Genomic DNA, 16190 nt, shown 5'->3' on the forward strand with positions numbered 1-16190 from the left:
AAAGTTCAGGGCTTCCGATCGGCAAGCCTAAAGAAAATGCGACATAAAGCGGCCGCAGTTGGATGCCGCTTTAGTCTACGTACAGGGCGAGCTTTACGAAGACCGATACATGATCCTGGCATTCGCGCCGTATGAATCCCCTTTGCCAATTTCTTAGCTCAAAACCCTGGTCTGTTCCTAGTCTTTCGCCGTCCCTTTTTGGGGGCGGCTTCGCCACTCAGCGGGAGCAAGCTCCCTCGCCACGGGGTTTGTGGTGTCGCGGCTCAGGCAGCCAAAGGCCAACCAATGCGCGCTGCGCGGCGCAGGCTCGCCTTAACAACCAAGCGATGAAATGGCGCAATCACGAAGATATAGGCCCGGCCCAGACGGTTGTGACACTGGACCACGGTTGAGAAAACCAGTTGGCGACTACCTTCCTGCTCTACCTCTCCAGAGCACAGGATCGATATCCGGAAGTCGAGGTGCTTGTCGTCCTCTCCCAGCACGATTTCAGTCTGGTCGGTGCTGTAGACCTTGAAGATTTGAATACGATGAGCAAGTGTTGCCAAATGCCTGGCTGTCTTGAGCCTAAAACAGGCAACGACAGTGTCTCGGACTTTCATGAGCCATCCGATCCAGGATGGCTGGTGGGAAAGGATGAATCGAGCGAGCACCTCTGGATCGCTGGATGTGCCCGCAGGGAGGCGAATCGCAAAAGCGTCCGCCAGGTTCGTCGACTTGTAAAGGTGGGTGACGCCGGACCTCGAGGGGACGGGCACGGACATAATGAGCTCAAATTCTCGGGGCATCGGAGATCTCTTCCTGAGTGCTAACTACCAATTAGATGACATGCCTTGTCGCGTTTCTTGTTGGGAGGCGGCCACTTCTCCTTGTCGGATACTGAGCCCGATCAGCGCATCATACAGCGCCTGCTGCCCGGCGGGCAGGACAGGGAGCAACGTCGCGCGGCGCTTGTCGGCATCGAACCAGGACTCAACCAACCATCCCACCAGATAGAGCGCCGAAAGGCATCCGCCAGCGGTTGCGACGTTGCCCTGGCATACAAGAGGCTGGTCCACGGGCTCAAGTCCCAGGGCTTGCAAGCCCGATCGTGCATCCGGGTGTGTCGTTGCTCGGCCGCTGAGCAGCCCAAGCCGTTGGAGAATGAAAGCGCCGGCGCAGATGGAGCCGATTCGCTGGCGTTTCGGGTCAAGTTCAAACGACGGTAGGAAATCCGGGGAGGCCAGTGCGGCGGGTATTCCTTCCTTGCCGCTGGCGAACAATACCGCGTCGGCATTATTGGCCTCGGAAAGCGGACCGTGCACCGAAACAGGCAGGCCATGCGCCGATCGTACGACAGGGCTGGAACCCAATATTCGGACGTGCCAGTCCTCGGTGTTGCGGCCTAAGATGTCCCACATCAGGAATAGGTCGATATCGGTGAATTGGTCGAAAGCAACCAGGACGATTTTCTTCAAGGCGAGCTCCATGAAAAGTGCTGGCGTGCAAAACGCAACGGCCATCTTTGCTGGTGTTCGCAGGGTATCTATCGGTTGCGCGCCATACACAGTCTGTATGGTGCTAAATAGGGAGTGAAATAACGAATGGAAAAACTAACGCGTCACCATTGGATCGCGGCAGGTTTCGAGGCCCTCGATCAGACAGGGCATATTGGCGTGTCAGCCGAGAGTCTATCGCGCCGTTTGAATGTGACCCGCGGATCGTTCTATCACCATTTCCGCAATCGCGATGATTTTGTCCGCACCTTGCTGGCCGCTTGGGAAGAAGACTACACGGAGCGCATGCTCGCTTTTGCGGCCCAGGGTCGTAGCGCGGGCGAAATCTTGAAACGCTATTTGAATATTGCCGCTGAGAAACAACCTGGGCGGGAAGTCTCCATCCGAGCCTGGTCGCTGCACGATCCGTTGGTGGCCGAGTTTCAGCAGCGTGTAGACACACGACGATTGGACTTCGCGATACGGACGTGTCGTCGCTTGGCCCATAGGCCAGGCGAAGCAGAAGTGATGGGGCAGGTGGCCCACCTGTGCCTGATTGGGGGGCAACAGGCGGGGCTGCGGCGTGATGCCGCTCGTTTCAACCGTTTCGTGCATCGAGCTTTTTCACTTTTCGAAGGGGCTCTCCCACCGTGGCGATCCAGGTCGTGAGAAGCATAAACAAGGGACGTCCGTGATCTGATAGCGTCGTGTAAAAGGGCCATGAATGGGCCGTTTGAATGGGCAAACCATGTGTTCCGATGTCTATTCGGAATGAGGACCGTTAATGCCGTACAACTACACGAATTGCCGCTACCTGGTCTTTGGGATCCCAGCTCCAATCCGATGTACCTCCGGGCCCTCTCGATACTCAGCATGACGATCTCGATGAATGCTGAAGCGACGTTATCAAATGCATGGGGAGAACATTTGATCGTTCTTGCGGTTTCTGCTTTCTACGCCAGCGCGTATGAAAAAAGCCTTCAATAGCGGCGGTCGCTGTCTATTTCCGATAATCTTTCACGCCGGAACCCGGATCACCCACGCAACTCAAGGAAGAGACATGAACAGGACGCTCTGTACCGCACTGAGTCTTTCGATTATTGCGTCATCTGCCGGGTGCGCCTCACAAGCTGTAAAGGAACCGTTTAAAGCGCCCCAGATTTACGGTTATACCTTGGGTCAGCCGCTTTCCAGCGATGAGTTCAAGGCGCTTTCCGCTACCGGAGGCGAGTCGCTCACGGGCTCCAAGATTTACAAGCGCGTCGATGAGCAAGGCGATACCTACGAGGTCTTCCTCGATCATCAGATTCGCCCAGATCTCATTACGAAGGCGAGTCGTGCTTTTGTCAGTCAGCCTGAATGTGAGGCTGAATTTGAGGTGCAGGTCGCCCAGTTGAAGCAGCTCCTTGCCAGTCACGAAGACCGTACGCCAGTGACGGGTGATCGTTATGTCAGCTTGAGCACCACGCCATGCAATGTTGACCGGTATGATCAATCCCAAACCTATCGTTATGCCCTGATCGTGTCCGTGGACACCGTCGCCGCTCCCTCGAAACGAAGCCTGGGCGATAAGATCCACGATGCCTACGGGGCCGTCGGGATGACTGTGTTCGTCATCGCCCTGTTGCCGTTTGCGCTGGTTGCTTTGGCCGTTGATAAGGCCACCGATTGAGTTTCGTTCGGTCTCGGTTTTCTGTAGGAGAGGTAGTCCGGAGTGGGAGCGCCGCCAACCCAGCCGCCATCGCAACTGGCAGCGGCGGTTGCTGCATTTCCTTGGATTTGAAGGCGGCTTGACGCTGATCCTCACGCCGGTGATTGGCGCATGGTTGGGCATCAGCCTGTGGTTTAAAGTGACTCGTGTTAACCAGACTCAATATGTAGCCAACGCATGCCCTACGGAGCACCGTAGGGCCAATGCATCATTTTTTAAGTTGTTCGCGAACATCGGCCACCATCGGCCCAGCAGCCTTCACCGCTGCCTTGAGTACTTCTTCAGTCACGTCGAACTCATTCGCCCAGTACTTCAACTCCCAAGCTTCGGTAATGTTGATGCGGTTCCTGTCCTGCGGCCCGCGGTTGCTCAGGTCATCTGCCATTGTCGAGTTCCCTATGTAAGGCCTGGTATCGCCAGGCGACATGGGGTAGACAATTGGGAGGCGCTATCTGCGCAATAAAATTGCCCAAATTTCCACGACTCGGAAACAAAGAGCCCGCACACTCATAACGAGGTGCGGGCTCTTGAGACCCAAGCCTGCATTCAGAGACGCATGCCTTTGAACGGGTTCCAGCCTTGCTCGCCTTTCACTTCCTTGAGGTAGTACGCGTAGTTGGTCATCAGCGCATACATCATCGACATGGCGATGCTCAGACCCGTGCTCAACGGCCGCGGAAATTCCATCCCAATGATGGCGAAAATGACGCTCAAGGCGATGTTGATCGCCAGGAAAATACCCAGCAGGGCCAGGTTCTTCTTCCAGAGGCCCAGGACGAACAGGTAGATAGGGCCGAAGAAAAATGCGATCACGTTTGCATTGATCAGTATTTTTTTCTTGAAGCCAGGCAGCGCCTTGAAGGCTTCCTTGTAGCGCGGGTCGCTTGGCGCACCGTAGGTGTTAAAGAAGTCGAAGCGTTCCTGCCACTTGGTGCTGTATTTACCAGTGCTTTGTACTTGTTCAGTCGTGCTCATTTTCAAGGTTCCTGTTTTCCATAATTAATTTTTCTTTCTTCCAAGAAATCCTGTGCTCTGGTTTAGAACATTGGCTGCTTTGGTCTATTTGTCGAAAACGCACGTGAATCTTTCAGAGGCGCCCATTTTGCCGCTTTAAGGCTGGAGGTGTGGAACATTCCGCACTGGCCGCTTGTGCGGTCGCCTGGTCTGTGACGGGCTTCACTCTATTGATTTGCTGGATTGCCCGCTAAAAAGTTCTCGGCATACAGAATCAGCCTCATACTCCCAGTTTTACGCCGTGGAAAACCAGAAGAGGCGATGTTTTGTCGAACGATCAATCCCATCTGTATGAGCTGACGCTGAAGCAAGTCTACGACGGTTTCAAGCAACTGATCCCCATCTCTCTTTTTGTCGTCGTGTTCGGTGTTGCTTTCGGCCTGGCGGCTGCACAAACGGGCCTGAGTGACACGTCAGCCGTGCTCATGAGCACGCTGGTTTTTGCCGGCGCTTCTCAATTTGCCGCGCTGGATCTGTGGGGCCAGCAAGTGCCGGTCGTTCCGCTGATGATCACTGTTTTCGCCATCAACGCCCGGCATTTGTTGATGGGCGCGACGCTTTATCCGTGGTTACGGGAGCTACCCGTTGCCAAACGATACGGTGTCATGTTGGTTGTTTCGGACGCCAACTGGGCCATGGCGATGCAGGCGTTCAACCGGGGCAAGCCGGGACTGGGGATTTTATTCGGTGGCGGCATTGCACTCTGGATCACTTGGATCCTGGGAAGTTGGCTGGGACTTCATTTTGGCAGCGTCATCGAGAACCCGGTCAGTTTCGGGCTCGATATGGTGATGGGCTGTTTCTTGTTGGCGATGGTCGTGGGTGGGAAGAAGAACCTGCGCATGTTCATCATCTGGACCGTGGCGGCATGCTCATCGCTATTGGCCTACTGGTATTTGCCGGCTAACAGCCATGTCGTGGTGGGTGCTCTGGCGGGGGGCGTTCTGGGCGCAGTGTGGATGGAGAAACAACAATGAACATTGAAACGGCGGGTTATGGCACCTTGCTTGTCATCTTGATCATGGCCGCAGTAACCTTGGCCACTCGGTGGGGCGGTGTTTTCGTGATGTCGTTCGTGCCGATCAACTATCGGGTGCAGCAGTTCATCACGGCCATGTCCGGCTCGGTGTTGGTGGCCGTGCTGGCTCCGCTGGCGGTTAAAGGTGACAACGGCGCACGCCTGGCTTTGCTGGCCACCGCAATCGTCATGCTGACGCTGAAAAAACCGCTGCCGGCAATTGCGGCCGGCATACTTGCAGCGGCTTTAGCCAGACAGTTTTGAACGGCCGAGTCGCCCGCTTACAAACGGGCGACGGCGCCCTGTCAACAGTCAAAAACTCAGCGCAGCCGCCTCCCCGAACGAGTGATCCTGTATACCCGTCATGAAGTGCAGCGACATCTCCTGTGGCGCCTCGATGGGCGGAATTTCAAAACTTCCCACCACCTGTCCCTGAAGCGCACTCAACCGCATCGACTCCTCTTCCTTTAACTTTGCCATTCTCGCGTGGTTCGCTGCGATTTCGTTGAGAGTTGACACGGTACATCTCCGTTTGCTGACCAAGCATTGATAAATGTGCTGCCGCGTCAGAATCATGTCGTTCTTGGCTGCTGAGACAGGCCAGTGCAAACCCTGAGCCAGACATGGCCGCCTGTAGATTCCAACATTTAACAGGTGACGAATGGTGGGTAGACGCGCATCGACGCTGGCAACGATGCAACCATGCCTCAAGAATAAGTCACTGATAATACAAGCCGAGGCTCCGGCGGGGTTAATCTGAATCGGTGCGCTAGACGCTTGTCCCCTGTGCTGATTGCCTGTTCATCACGACCACACCGACGCCGATCAGGCTGGTGACCACCGCCAGCAGCACAATCACCTCCTGCGTCCCAACCGGTGCCGCCAACACCGCGACGAGCAAGCCCGCGAACGGTTGCGACAGGTTGTTGAGCAGCGTAATCACGCCGACGGTCTTGCCAAAGTCCTGTGGGGGAATGACCTGCTGACGGATGCTGCGCATGTACACGTTGAACATCTTGTCGAAACCGACGATCAGCAGGAAACCGACGACGTAGCCCCAGATGTTCGGGCTGAGCGCGGTGATGAAAGCGCCGAGGGCAATCAGCGTGTAGGAGAGGGCGCCGAGAAGTTTCAAAGGCAAGGTGACCCGGGCCAGGAGAAACAGGATGACTATGGTGGTCACGGCACCGGCCGCCTGCAGCCCGGCGTAATCATCTTTTCCGGCGCCATAGTGGCCGATGACCATGGCCGCCGACGTGGCGAGGGTGACGCCGATGATCAGGTTGACGCCCACCGCCAGGCTGATGACTTTTTTCAGTTCCGCCAAGTTGCGGATGTGACCCAGGGCAATGCGCAACGGGTTCAACCAGAGGTCGTGGTGTTGCTCGAAGGACTCAAGGGTGACCGAGCTGGTGCGTTGCCAGTACAACATGGCCAGGTCTGCCAGCAGGAACAGTCCGGCGATCGCCAGCAGCACCCAGTGCCACGCCCACACTTCAAGCAGCAGCGCTGCGACCAGCGGGCCCAGTACCAAGCCGGTCTGGTCGGCGATTTGCGAATAGGACAGCGTCTTGGTGTAGGTGTAGTGCTTGAAGATGTAAGGCATGACCACTTCGCGGGCCATGATGCCTTGGGTAGTCAACACGCCACAGAGGGCCGACAGGGCCACGATCCAATAGACACCGCCAAAGACGCCATAGAGCAAGACTGCGACGCCGCAGGCTGCGGCGCGATAGACCTGGCTGATGTGCAGGATGCGAATCGGCGGAAACTTGTCGCACAGCGCGCCGCAGATCGGGAACGCCAGGTAGCGTGGCAAGGATTCGACAAAGAACGCCAGGCCCGCCCAGGAGACGCTGTTGGTGGTCTGGAAGACAATCAGCGGGACGATGAACAGCAAGATCTGATCGGCCAACCGCGAGAGGAACATCGAGACGAAAAAAGCCAGGTAATCCTTGCGCATGAAGCTCCTTGATTGCGGTGTTCAGGGGTTGTCCGGTCCAGGCAAGCGACGCGCAGCGTGATATGGAACTAATATCACCGTCAGTCTCTATATCTTTACAGGGGATGTCCCTTCTTCGAGAGAACTGCCATGTTCAAATCGCGCTCGTTGATTGCCGCAGTGACCTGTTTCGCCCTGGCGGCCAGCCCTGGCATTGTTGTCGCGGACCCGGGAAACGGCAAGGGAAACGCTCAATTTGATCAAGGTCCCGGTCAAGGGCAAGGAGGCAAGGGCGGGCAAGGCAACAAGGGGCGGCAAGGGAATCCTGGGAACAAGGGCAACCAAGGTGGTGGCGATTGGCATAACGGCCCCAGCATCGATCGTGGCGGCATCCTGGGTGTGATTGGCGGTTATCGCGATTATTGGAGCCCCGGCCCGGCATTGCCGCCGGGCATTCAGAAAAACCTGGCCCGAGGCAAGCCGTTGCCCCCCGGCATTGCGAAGAAGCTCGATGGCCGGCTGTTGGGACGCTTGCCGCACTATGACGGTTATGAATGGCAGCAGGTCGGCTCGGACCTGATCCTGGTGGCGATTGCCACTGGCATCATTTATGAAGTGCTCAACGGTGCGTTCGACTGAGCCGGTGCTTCCAGTTAGGAAATGAAACCTGTGGGAGCGAGCCTGCTCGCGAAAGCGGTGTGTCATTCAGCATTGAGGTTGGCTGACCCGACGCCTTCGCGAGCAGGCTCGCTTCCACATTTTTTCCAGGTGTTCTCGGGTAGCGCATTTCCCCCTGCGGGAGTGAGCTTGCTCCCACAGGATTTGTATCAGCTTTCCAGCTGCCGCAGGCGTTTGTACAAGGTATTGCGGCTGACTCCCAGCCGTCTCGCCAGATGCGAAATATTCCCGCCCACGGCCTGCAACTGGCGGTTCAAGTCTTCAGCATCGTTGAGGTCCACCGTAAGTGGTTCGGGCGTTTCCACCGGCTCCATGTCCAGGTCGACAAAAAAATCGTCGGGCAGGTGCTCTGGGCGGATCGGTTGTTCCTCGGCCATCGCCAAGGCGACTTGCAGCACGCTGCTGACTTGCCGCAGGTTGCCGGGCCAAGGATGCCGCTCGAATAAATCCGTCACTTCACGGCTCAGGCCGGCCCATTGGGTCGGTTCGCGGTGATGTTCCCAAAGGCGTTTGAACAGCGCCTGCTTGTCGCTGCGTTCGCGCAGGGGCGGCAGTTCGAGGGTCAGGCCGCCGATGCGGTAGTACAGGTCCTCACGAAAACGCCCCAGTTGCACCTGTTCACGCAACGAACGGTTGGTGGCGGAGATGATGCGAATGTCCACCGGGAACAGCTCGGCGCTGCCCACCGGTTGCACGCAACGTTCCTGCAGGACCCGCAACAGCCTGGCCTGGGTCGGCAGGGGCATGTCACCGATCTCGTCGAGGAACAACGTGCCGCGATCCGCTTTGCGGATCAGGCCGATGCTGCCTTTTTGATTGGCGCCGGTGAAGGCGCCTTTTTCATACCCGAACAGTTCCGATTCCACCAGCTCCGCTGGAATGGCCGCGCAGTTGACCGCAATGAACGGCTGTTGGCAGCGCGAGCTGGCCTGGTGCAGAGCCTTGACGAACACTTCCTTGCCGACACCGGTTTCGCCGTGGATCAGCAGCGGAATATCTTTTTCCAGCAAACGCTCGGCCTGCCGCACGGCTTTTTCCACGCGGCTGTCGCCGAAGTGCAGCGAGTTGAGGCTGATGCCGGTATTGGCCGGTGCTGGCGTGGGCGAGGGCGCCGGTTCGGCGAAGATGCGCGGCTTGACCGAAACCTGTTTCGGTCGCCTGAGCACACACTGGAACCGATTGCGTCCGGAGGCCTGCAAGGCGAACGGCAGGCCGTCGGGCTGGTTCAGCAATTCCATCAGCGAGACCTTGAACAGGCTTTCAATGCTCACCCGCGACAGGCTTAGGCCCAACAGGTTGTCGGCGCGGCGGTTGGCCGAGAGCACTTGGCCGCTTTCATCGAAGATCAGCAGCCCGGCCCATTGGCTGTCGAGGTTGTTCAGGCCGGTGTTGAACGTCAGCTGGAAATGTTCACCGCGAAACAGGTTGAGGATCAGCCGATTTTCCACGGTCTGGCTCATCATCTTGACCATGCCCAGGGTATGGGAGGGCGGCAGGTAGCTGTCGCTGGAGACGTCCAGCACGGCGATGACCTTGCGCTCGGCATCGAAGATCGGGGCGGCGGAGCCGGTCATGAACCGGTTGGCCTTGAGGAAGTGTTCATCGTGTTCAATGTGAACGGCCTGCTCGCAAGCCAATGCTGTGCCGATAGCGTTGGTCCCGGTGCAGCGCTCCATCCAGCTCGCCCCGGCGCTGAAGCCATGGGCCAGTTTCGGTTCGATGAAGCGCTGGGTGCCCCAGGACGTCAGGACCTGTCCTTGATTATCGGCCAGCATGATCAGGCAATTGGAGTTGCTCAGGATGTTCTCGTAGTACGGCAGCACTTCCTGGTGAGTGGTCTGCACCAGTGAATGCTGGCTCTCCAACAACTGGGCAATACCTTCGGCCGGCAGTTGGTCGAACGCGGGCACGCTCTGGTGGTTCAGGCCAAAGGCACGGCAACGGGACCAGGAAGCCTGGATGATGGCCTCGTGGGACAAGGCAGGAGCAGGTGCGGCCATGGGGCACTCTCGCAGGTGCTGTTTTTATTGTTGTGGCAAGTCTCGCACAGAGTCCTTGTGCTGGGGCAGGCCCAAAACACCACATAGGTGTTCGGCCCTTGTGGGAGCGAGCAAGCTCGCTCCCACAAGGGCATGGCAGGCTAGCCGAAAGCGTTCATTGAGTGTTGTTCAAAATTGTTCATTGTCAACCGACTGGTTGTTCAGTTGTTCATTCATGGTTGTTCACTTGTGTTCATCAGTGAACGTCTTTTTTCAGTGGATCAAACGAAATACCAGCTTTATCAGTGATTTATGATTTCTGGCACGGCTTTCGCTTTCTTACTTGGGTCGCTTGACTCCAAATAATAAAAAGGCCGAGCCATGTCATTAAAGCTTGAGCACATCTGTCGCACCGTCGAAGGCCAGACCTGGATCGACGATGCCAATCTGAATTTCGAACCCGGATCCTTCAACGTTTTGCTGGGCCGCACGCTGTCCGGCAAGACCAGCCTCATGCGCTTGATGGCCGGGCTGGACAAGCCCGACAGCGGCCGCATCCTGATGAACGGCGTTGACGTCACCCAGCGCCCGGTGCGGTTGCGCAACGTGTCGATGGTCTACCAGCAGTTCATCAATTACCCGACCATGACCGTTTTCGAAAATATCGCCTCGCCGTTGCGCCAGGCAGGCGTGGCCGAGGAGATCATCCAGGGCAAGGTCCTGGAAACCGCGAAAATGCTGCGGATCGAGAAATTCCTCAAGCGCCATCCTCTGGAATTGTCCGGAGGCCAGCAGCAGCGCACGGCCATGGCGCGGGCCCTGGTCAAGGACGCCGAGTTGATCCTGTTCGACGAGCCGCTGGTGAACCTGGACTACAAGTTGCGCGAAGAGCTGCGCCAGGAAATGCGCGAGCTGTTCGAGGCCCGTCATACCATCGCCGTCTACGCCACCACCGAGCCTAACGAAGCGCTGGCCTTGGGCGGCACCACCACCATTCTTCACGAAGGCCGGGTGATCCAGAGCGGCAAGTCTTCTTCGGTCTATCACCAGCCACAAACCGTGCTGGCCGCCGAACTGTTTTCCGAACCACCGATCAACCTCATGCCGGGGCGTATCGCCGGCAATGAGGTCAGCTTCGCCAATTTCGTGCATTTCCCGCTGAACGTCGACCTGCGCCCGGTGGGCGAGGGCGAGTTCCGTTTCGGCGTGCGCCCCAGCCATATTTCCCTGGTGCCGAGCAACGACGATGACCTTGAACTGGCGGTGACCGTCGAGGTGGCCGAGATCAGCGGCTCGGAGACATTCCTGCACGTGCGCAACGAACATTTCCTGCTGGTGCTGCATTTGCCGGGGGTGCATGAATACGACGTGGACGCGCCGATCCGCATCTACATTCCGACCCACAAACTGTTTGTCTTCGACGCCGAGGGCAAGCTGGTCCAAGCCCCGGGTCAGCGTATTGCGAGGGTTGCCTGATGGCCGAAATTCGTTTGCAGAACCTCGCCCACAGCTACACCAGCACCCCGGCGAGCCCCGAGGACTACGCGATCCGCGAGATGAACCACATCTGGGAGCAGGGCGGTGCCTATGCGCTGCTCGGGCCTTCGGGCTGCGGCAAGTCCACCTTGCTCAACATCATTTCCGGCTTGCTCAGCCCTTCCGAAGGGCAAGTGATGTTCGACAGCAAAGTCGTCAACGAACTGTCCCCGGAGCGGCGCAACATCGCCCAGGTGTTCCAGTTCCCGGTGGTCTACGACACCATGACGGTGTTCGACAACCTGGCATTCCCGCTGCGCAACCAGGGCATGGCCGAGGCGCGGATCCACACCAAGGTGCAGGAAATCGCCGAGGTCCTGGACCTGCAGAATCTACTGGATAAAAAGGCCCGCAACCTCACCGCCGACGAGAAACAGAAAGTCTCCATGGGCCGTGGGTTGGTGCGCGACGATGTGTCGGCGATTCTGTTCGACGAGCCGTTGACGGTGATCGACCCGCACCTGAAATGGAAACTTCGGCGCAAGCTCAAGCAGATCCACGAGCAGTTCAACATCACTATGGTCTACGTCACCCACGATCAGTTGGAGGCCTCGACGTTTGCCGACAAGATCGCCGTAATGTACGGCGGGCAGATCGTGCAGTTCGGCACACCCCGGGACTTGTTCGAGCGCCCGAGCCACACCTTCGTCGGCTACTTCATCGGCAGCCCGGGAATGAACCTGATAGAGGTCACGGCGCAGCCCGGTGGCGTTGGCTTCGGGTCGACCCATTTGCCCCTGTCGCAAACCTTGCAACGGCGTGTCGCCGAAGCCGAGGGCAAAAGCCTGAAGGTCGGCATCCGTCCGGAGTTCGTCCACGTTTGGGATGGCCCTTACGACGACGCGATGCGCGCTGACGTGGTCCACGTCGAAGACCTGGGCACCTACAAGATCCTGACCCTCAACCTCGATGGCGCTCCGCTGAAAGTGCGCCTGGCCGAAGACAAGCCGGTGCCGGAAGGCACGGCGTACATCAGTTTTCCGGGCCAATGGCTGATGGTCTATGCCGATGAATATTTGCTTGAACCGGTGGGCGAGGTGCAGCCATGAACAAGGTGCAGAACAACAAGGCCTGGTGGCTGGTGTTGCCGGTGTTCCTGCTGGTGGCCTTCAGTGCCGTGATCCCGATGATGACCGTGGTCAACTATTCGGTGCAGGACATCTTCGACCAGTCCAGCCGATATTTCGTCGGCGCCGACTGGTACAAGCAGGTGCTGCTCGATCCACGGCTGCACGATTCGCTGTTGCGCCAGTTCATCTACTCGGCGTGCGTGCTGCTGATTGAAATTCCCCTGGGTATCGCCATTGCCCTGACCATGCCGACCAAAGGCAAGTGGTCGTCCCTGGTGCTGATCATCCTGGCGATTCCGCTGCTGATTCCGTGGAACGTGGTCGGCACCATCTGGCAGATTTTCGGCCGCGCCGACATCGGCTTGCTGGGCTCCACGCTCAATGGGCTGGGCATTAACTATAACTACGCGGCCAACACCATGGATGCCTGGGTCACCGTGTTGGTGATGGACGTCTGGCACTGGACGTCGCTGGTGGCGCTGCTGTGCTATTCGGGGCTACGGGCAATTCCCGACGTCTATTATCAGGCGGCACGGATCGACCGGGCGTCCAACTGGGCGGTGTTCCGGCACATCCAGCTGCCGAAGATGAAAAGCGTGCTGCTGATCGCCGTGATGCTGCGCTTCATGGACAGCTTCATGATCTACACCGAGCCGTTCGTCCTCACCGGCGGCGGGCCGGGCAACGCTACCACGTTCCTCAGCCAGACCCTGACGCAGATGGCCATCGGTCAATTCGACCTGGGCCCGGCGGCGGCGTTTTCCCTGGTGTACTTCCTGATCATTCTGTTGGTGTCCTGGCTGTTCTATACCGCCATGACGCACGCCGACGCCAACCGTTGAGGCCCGCAAAATGAGCAAGAGAAAGCTGATTCCACTGCTGATCTACATCCTGTTCCTGCTGGTGCCCATCTACTGGCTGCTGAACATGTCGTTCAAGAGCAACACCGAGATCCTCGGCGGCCTGTCCCTGTGGCCGCAGGATTTCACCTTCCAGAACTACAAGGTGATCTTCACCGATCCGAGCTGGTACACCGGTTACCTCAACTCGCTGTACTACGTGAGCCTGAACACGGTGATTTCCCTGGGCGTTGCGTTGCCGGCGGCCTATGCGTTTTCCCGCTATCGGTTCCTGGGGGACAAGCACCTGTTCTTCTGGCTGCTGACCAACCGCATGGCGCCACCGGCGGTGTTCCTGTTGCCGTTCTTCCAGCTGTATTCGTCCATCGGCCTGTTCGACACCCACATCGCCGTTGCCCTGGCTCACTGCTTGTTCAACGTGCCGCTGGCGGTGTGGATCCTCGAAGGGTTCATGTCCGGGGTGCCAAAAGAAATTGACGAGACCGCCTACATTGACGGCTACAGTTTCCCCAAGTTCTTCGTCAAGATCTTCATCCCGTTGATCGGCTCCGGCATCGGTGTCACGGCGTTTTTCTGCTTCATGTTTTCCTGGGTCGAACTGTTGCTCGCGCGCACGCTCACCTCGGTCAATGCCAAGCCGATCGCGGCGGTCATGACGCGCACGGTGTCGGCGTCGGGTATCGACTGGGGCGTGCTGGCGGCGGCGGGGGTGTTGACCATCCTGCCGGGCATGCTGGTGATCTGGTTCGTTCGCAACCACGTGGCCAAGGGCTTTGCCCTGGGCCGGGTCTGAGGAGTCGATGATGGAATGGATGAACTGGACCGTCCCGACGGCGGCGTTTTTTGGTGTCATCGCCTTGTTGTTGATAGGCATGACCACTTGGGAACTGCGTTCGCCGAGTATCCCTCGGCGTGGTTTCCTGCCGATTGCCACCACCCGTGGTGATCGGTTGTTTATCGGTCTTCTCGGTAGCGCCTACCTGCATCTGCTGGTGATCGGCGCCACTGACTGGAGCATCTGGATAGCGTTCGCGTTGTCTTTGGTGTGGCTGTTGGCAGTGATGCGGTGGGGCTAGTCGCTCGACGATCAGGCTCTTAAACCCAAACAGGAGGTCTCTATGTTCGATAAAAACAATAAGCTGCGACATAGCGTTTCATTGGCAGCCGCGCTGGCACTCAGCGGGCTGAGCGCTACGGCCTGGGCCGACGCCTATGAAGACGCCGCTAAAAAATGGATCGGCAGTGAATTCAAGCCGTCGACGCTGACAGCCGAGCAGCAGCTCGAAGAGTTGAAGTGGTTCATCAAGGCGGCCGAGCCGTTTCGCGGGATGAAAATCAACGTGGTGTCGGAAACCATCGCCACCCACGAGTATGAATCCAAGGTGCTGGCCAAGGCCTTCAACGAAATCACCGGGATCCAGCTGACCCACGACCTGCTGCAGGAAGGCGACGTGGTGGAGAAGCTGCAGACCCAGATGCAGTCGGACAAGAATATCTATGACGGCTGGGTCAACGACTCGGACCTGATCGGTACGCACTTTCGCTACGGCAAGACCGAGTCGATCACCGACCTGATGGCCAACGAAGGCAAGAATTTCACTTCGCCAACCTTGGACCTGAAGGACTTCATCGGCATTTCCTTCACCACCGCGCCGGACGGCAAGGTCTATCAACTGCCGGACCAGCAGTTCGCCAACCTGTACTGGTTCCGCGCCGACTGGTTCGAGCGTGCGGACCTGAAGGCCAAGTTCAAGGAAAAGTACGGCTACGAGCTGGGTGTGCCAGTGAACTGGTCGGCTTATGAAGACATCGCCAAGTTCTTCTCCGAGGACGTCAAGGAGATCGACGGCAAGCGCGTCTACGGCCACATGGACTACGGCAAGAAAGACCCGTCCCTGGGCTGGCGCTTCACCGATGCCTGGTTCTCCATGGCCGGCGGCGGCGACAAGGGCCTGCCCAACGGTTTGCCAGTGGACGAGTGGGGTATCCGCGTCGAGGACTGCCATCCAGTGGGCTCCAGCGTGACCCGTGGCGGGGACACCAACGGCCCCGCGGCCGTGTTCGCCACCACCAAGTACGTGGACTGGATGAAGAAGTACGCGCCACCGGAAGCGGCGGGCATGACCTTCTCCGAATCCGGCCCGGTGCCGTCCCAGGGCAACATCGCCCAGCAGATTTTCTGGTACACCGCTTTCACCGCCGACATGACCAAGCCGGGTCTGCCGGTGGTGAACGCCGACGGCACGCCGAAATGGCGCATGGCGCCTTCGCCACGCGGTCCGTATTGGGAAGAGGGCATGAAGCTGGGCTATCAGGACGTGGGTTCCTGGACGTTCATGAAGTCCACGCCTGAGAAACAGCGCCTCGCGGCCTGGCTCTACGCACAGTTCGTAACCTCCAAGACCGTGTCGCTGAAAAAGACGATCGTTGGCCTGACGCCGATTCGCGAATCGGACATCAACTCCCAAGCGATGACCGACCTGGCGCCGAAGCTCGGTGGCCTGGTGGAGTTCTACCGCAGCCCGGCCCGCGTGCAATGGTCGCCGACCGGGACCAACGTGCCGGACTACCCACGCCTGGCGCAGTTGTGGTGGAGCCACATCGCCGAAGCGGCCAGCGGCGAGAAAACTCCGCAACAAGCCCTCGATGGCTTGGCCAAGGACCAGGACGCCATCATGACGCGTCTGGAACGCTCCAAGGCTCAAGCCACCTGCGCACCTAAGATGAACCCTGAGCGCGACGCGCAATACTGGTTCGATCAGCCGGGCGCACCGAAGCCGAAACTGGCGAACGAGAAGCCTAAAGGTGAAACCGTGAGCTACACCGAGCTGCTGAAATCGTGGGAAGCGGCGCGTAAATAACGTTGCACGGCAATGAAAAAACGGCACCGAAAGGTGCCGTTTTTTT

General features: G+C 58.3%; 18 protein-coding genes and 2 pseudogenes. 12 read left to right on the forward strand and 8 right to left on the reverse strand.

What is annotated here, in order from left to right; genetic code table 11:
* Positions 1-263: 263 nt before the first annotated feature.
* Positions 264-788: a DUF2867 domain-containing protein gene (locus J3P76_RS08865; RefSeq protein ID WP_434648288.1), complete on the reverse strand. Its 525-nt coding sequence runs from the start codon at positions 786-788 to the stop codon at positions 264-266.
* 24 nt (positions 789-812) lie between these two features.
* Complete coding sequence (locus tag J3P76_RS08870) at positions 813-1457, reverse strand: DJ-1/PfpI family protein (RefSeq protein WP_434676152.1); 645 nt, start codon at positions 1455-1457, stop codon at positions 813-815.
* Positions 1458-1583: 126 nt separating this feature from the next.
* Here J3P76_RS08870 and J3P76_RS08875 point away from each other — a divergent pair, with 126 nt between their 5' ends.
* The 3 genes and pseudogenes from J3P76_RS08875 to J3P76_RS08885 all read left to right on the forward strand — a co-directional run.
* Positions 1584-2144 carry a TetR/AcrR family transcriptional regulator gene (locus tag J3P76_RS08875; protein WP_434559731.1) on the forward strand — a complete coding sequence of 187 codons (561 nt, stop codon included), beginning with the start codon at positions 1584-1586 and terminating at the stop codon, positions 2142-2144.
* Between the two features lie 391 nt (positions 2145-2535).
* A complete protein-coding gene (locus tag J3P76_RS08880; protein WP_434559729.1) occupies positions 2536-3147 on the forward strand; it encodes a hypothetical protein in 612 nt (203 codons plus the stop codon).
* Positions 3148-3190: 43 nt separating this feature from the next.
* Positions 3191-3319, forward strand: a pseudogene (locus tag J3P76_RS08885) (chlorhexidine efflux transporter); the annotation flags it as partial.
* A gap of 75 nt (positions 3320-3394) precedes the next feature.
* Here the strand turns inward: J3P76_RS08885 and J3P76_RS08890 are convergent.
* The gene (locus tag J3P76_RS08890; RefSeq protein WP_434559727.1) at positions 3395-3571 is read right to left on the reverse strand and encodes a DUF3606 domain-containing protein; all 177 of its coding nucleotides are present in this window, start codon (positions 3569-3571) and stop codon (positions 3395-3397) included.
* A gap of 161 nt (positions 3572-3732) precedes the next feature.
* A complete protein-coding gene (locus J3P76_RS08895) occupies positions 3733-4161 on the reverse strand; it encodes a DUF2628 domain-containing protein (protein ID WP_420765766.1) in 429 nt (142 codons plus the stop codon).
* A gap of 305 nt (positions 4162-4466) precedes the next feature.
* On the opposite strand from J3P76_RS08895, the gene J3P76_RS08900 reads away from it, so the two are divergent.
* Both J3P76_RS08900 and J3P76_RS08905 read left to right on the forward strand, forming a co-directional pair.
* Complete coding sequence (locus J3P76_RS08900; RefSeq protein ID WP_420765767.1) at positions 4467-5177, forward strand: AzlC family ABC transporter permease; 711 nt, start codon at positions 4467-4469, stop codon at positions 5175-5177.
* The gene (locus J3P76_RS08905) at positions 5174-5482 is read left to right on the forward strand and encodes an AzlD family protein (protein WP_186707518.1); all 309 of its coding nucleotides are present in this window, start codon (positions 5174-5176) and stop codon (positions 5480-5482) included. The genes J3P76_RS08900 and J3P76_RS08905 overlap by 4 nt, the downstream gene beginning before the upstream one ends.
* Before the next feature lie 48 nt (positions 5483-5530).
* Here J3P76_RS08905 and J3P76_RS08910 read toward each other — a convergent pair whose 3' ends face one another.
* Positions 5531-5737, reverse strand: coding sequence for a hypothetical protein (locus J3P76_RS08910; RefSeq protein WP_420765768.1), 207 nt, complete (start codon positions 5735-5737; stop codon positions 5531-5533).
* 250 nt (positions 5738-5987) lie between these two features.
* On the reverse strand, positions 5988-7181 hold the full coding sequence (locus J3P76_RS08915) for an MFS transporter (RefSeq protein WP_434606719.1): 1194 nt from the start codon (positions 7179-7181) through the stop codon (positions 5988-5990).
* Between the two features lie 129 nt (positions 7182-7310).
* Here J3P76_RS08915 and J3P76_RS08920 point away from each other — a divergent pair, with 129 nt between their 5' ends.
* A complete protein-coding gene (locus tag J3P76_RS08920) occupies positions 7311-7799 on the forward strand; it encodes an anti-virulence regulator CigR family protein (protein WP_434606717.1) in 489 nt (162 codons plus the stop codon).
* Between the two features lie 16 nt (positions 7800-7815).
* On the opposite strand, the pseudogene J3P76_RS08925 reads toward J3P76_RS08920, so the two are convergent.
* Positions 7816-7947 (reverse strand): annotated as a pseudogene (locus J3P76_RS08925) (metal ABC transporter ATP-binding protein); the annotation flags it as partial.
* 40 nt (positions 7948-7987) lie between these two features.
* Positions 7988-9838, reverse strand: coding sequence for a sigma-54-dependent Fis family transcriptional regulator (locus J3P76_RS08930; protein WP_434648274.1), 1851 nt, complete (start codon positions 9836-9838; stop codon positions 7988-7990).
* 360 nt (positions 9839-10198) lie between these two features.
* Between J3P76_RS08930 and J3P76_RS08935 the strand changes: the two genes are divergently transcribed.
* The 6 genes from J3P76_RS08935 to J3P76_RS08960 are packed head-to-tail and all read left to right on the forward strand — an operon-like array spanning position 10199 to position 16144.
* Complete coding sequence (locus J3P76_RS08935) at positions 10199-11293, forward strand: ABC transporter ATP-binding protein (protein ID WP_420765772.1); 1095 nt, start codon at positions 10199-10201, stop codon at positions 11291-11293.
* A complete protein-coding gene (locus tag J3P76_RS08940; RefSeq protein WP_420765773.1) occupies positions 11293-12402 on the forward strand; it encodes an ABC transporter ATP-binding protein in 1110 nt (369 codons plus the stop codon). Before J3P76_RS08935 ends, J3P76_RS08940 begins: the two co-directional genes overlap by 1 nt.
* Positions 12399-13265 (forward strand): carbohydrate ABC transporter permease, encoded by an 867-nt coding sequence (locus J3P76_RS08945; protein WP_420765774.1) that lies wholly within the window; start codon positions 12399-12401, stop codon positions 13263-13265. The genes J3P76_RS08940 and J3P76_RS08945 overlap by 4 nt, the downstream gene beginning before the upstream one ends.
* A gap of 10 nt (positions 13266-13275) precedes the next feature.
* A complete protein-coding gene (locus J3P76_RS08950) occupies positions 13276-14076 on the forward strand; it encodes a carbohydrate ABC transporter permease (RefSeq protein ID WP_420765775.1) in 801 nt (266 codons plus the stop codon).
* A gap of 10 nt (positions 14077-14086) precedes the next feature.
* The gene (locus J3P76_RS08955) at positions 14087-14359 is read left to right on the forward strand and encodes a DUF2160 domain-containing protein (protein ID WP_030142071.1); all 273 of its coding nucleotides are present in this window, start codon (positions 14087-14089) and stop codon (positions 14357-14359) included.
* Between the two features lie 42 nt (positions 14360-14401).
* Positions 14402-16144, forward strand: coding sequence for an ABC transporter substrate-binding protein (locus J3P76_RS08960; protein WP_420765776.1), 1743 nt, complete (start codon positions 14402-14404; stop codon positions 16142-16144).
* The last annotated feature ends 46 nt before the right edge of the window (positions 16145-16190 follow it).

This window comes from Pseudomonas sp. D1-36, assembly GCF_051132205.1.
Classification (GTDB): domain Bacteria; phylum Pseudomonadota; class Gammaproteobacteria; order Pseudomonadales; family Pseudomonadaceae; genus Aquipseudomonas.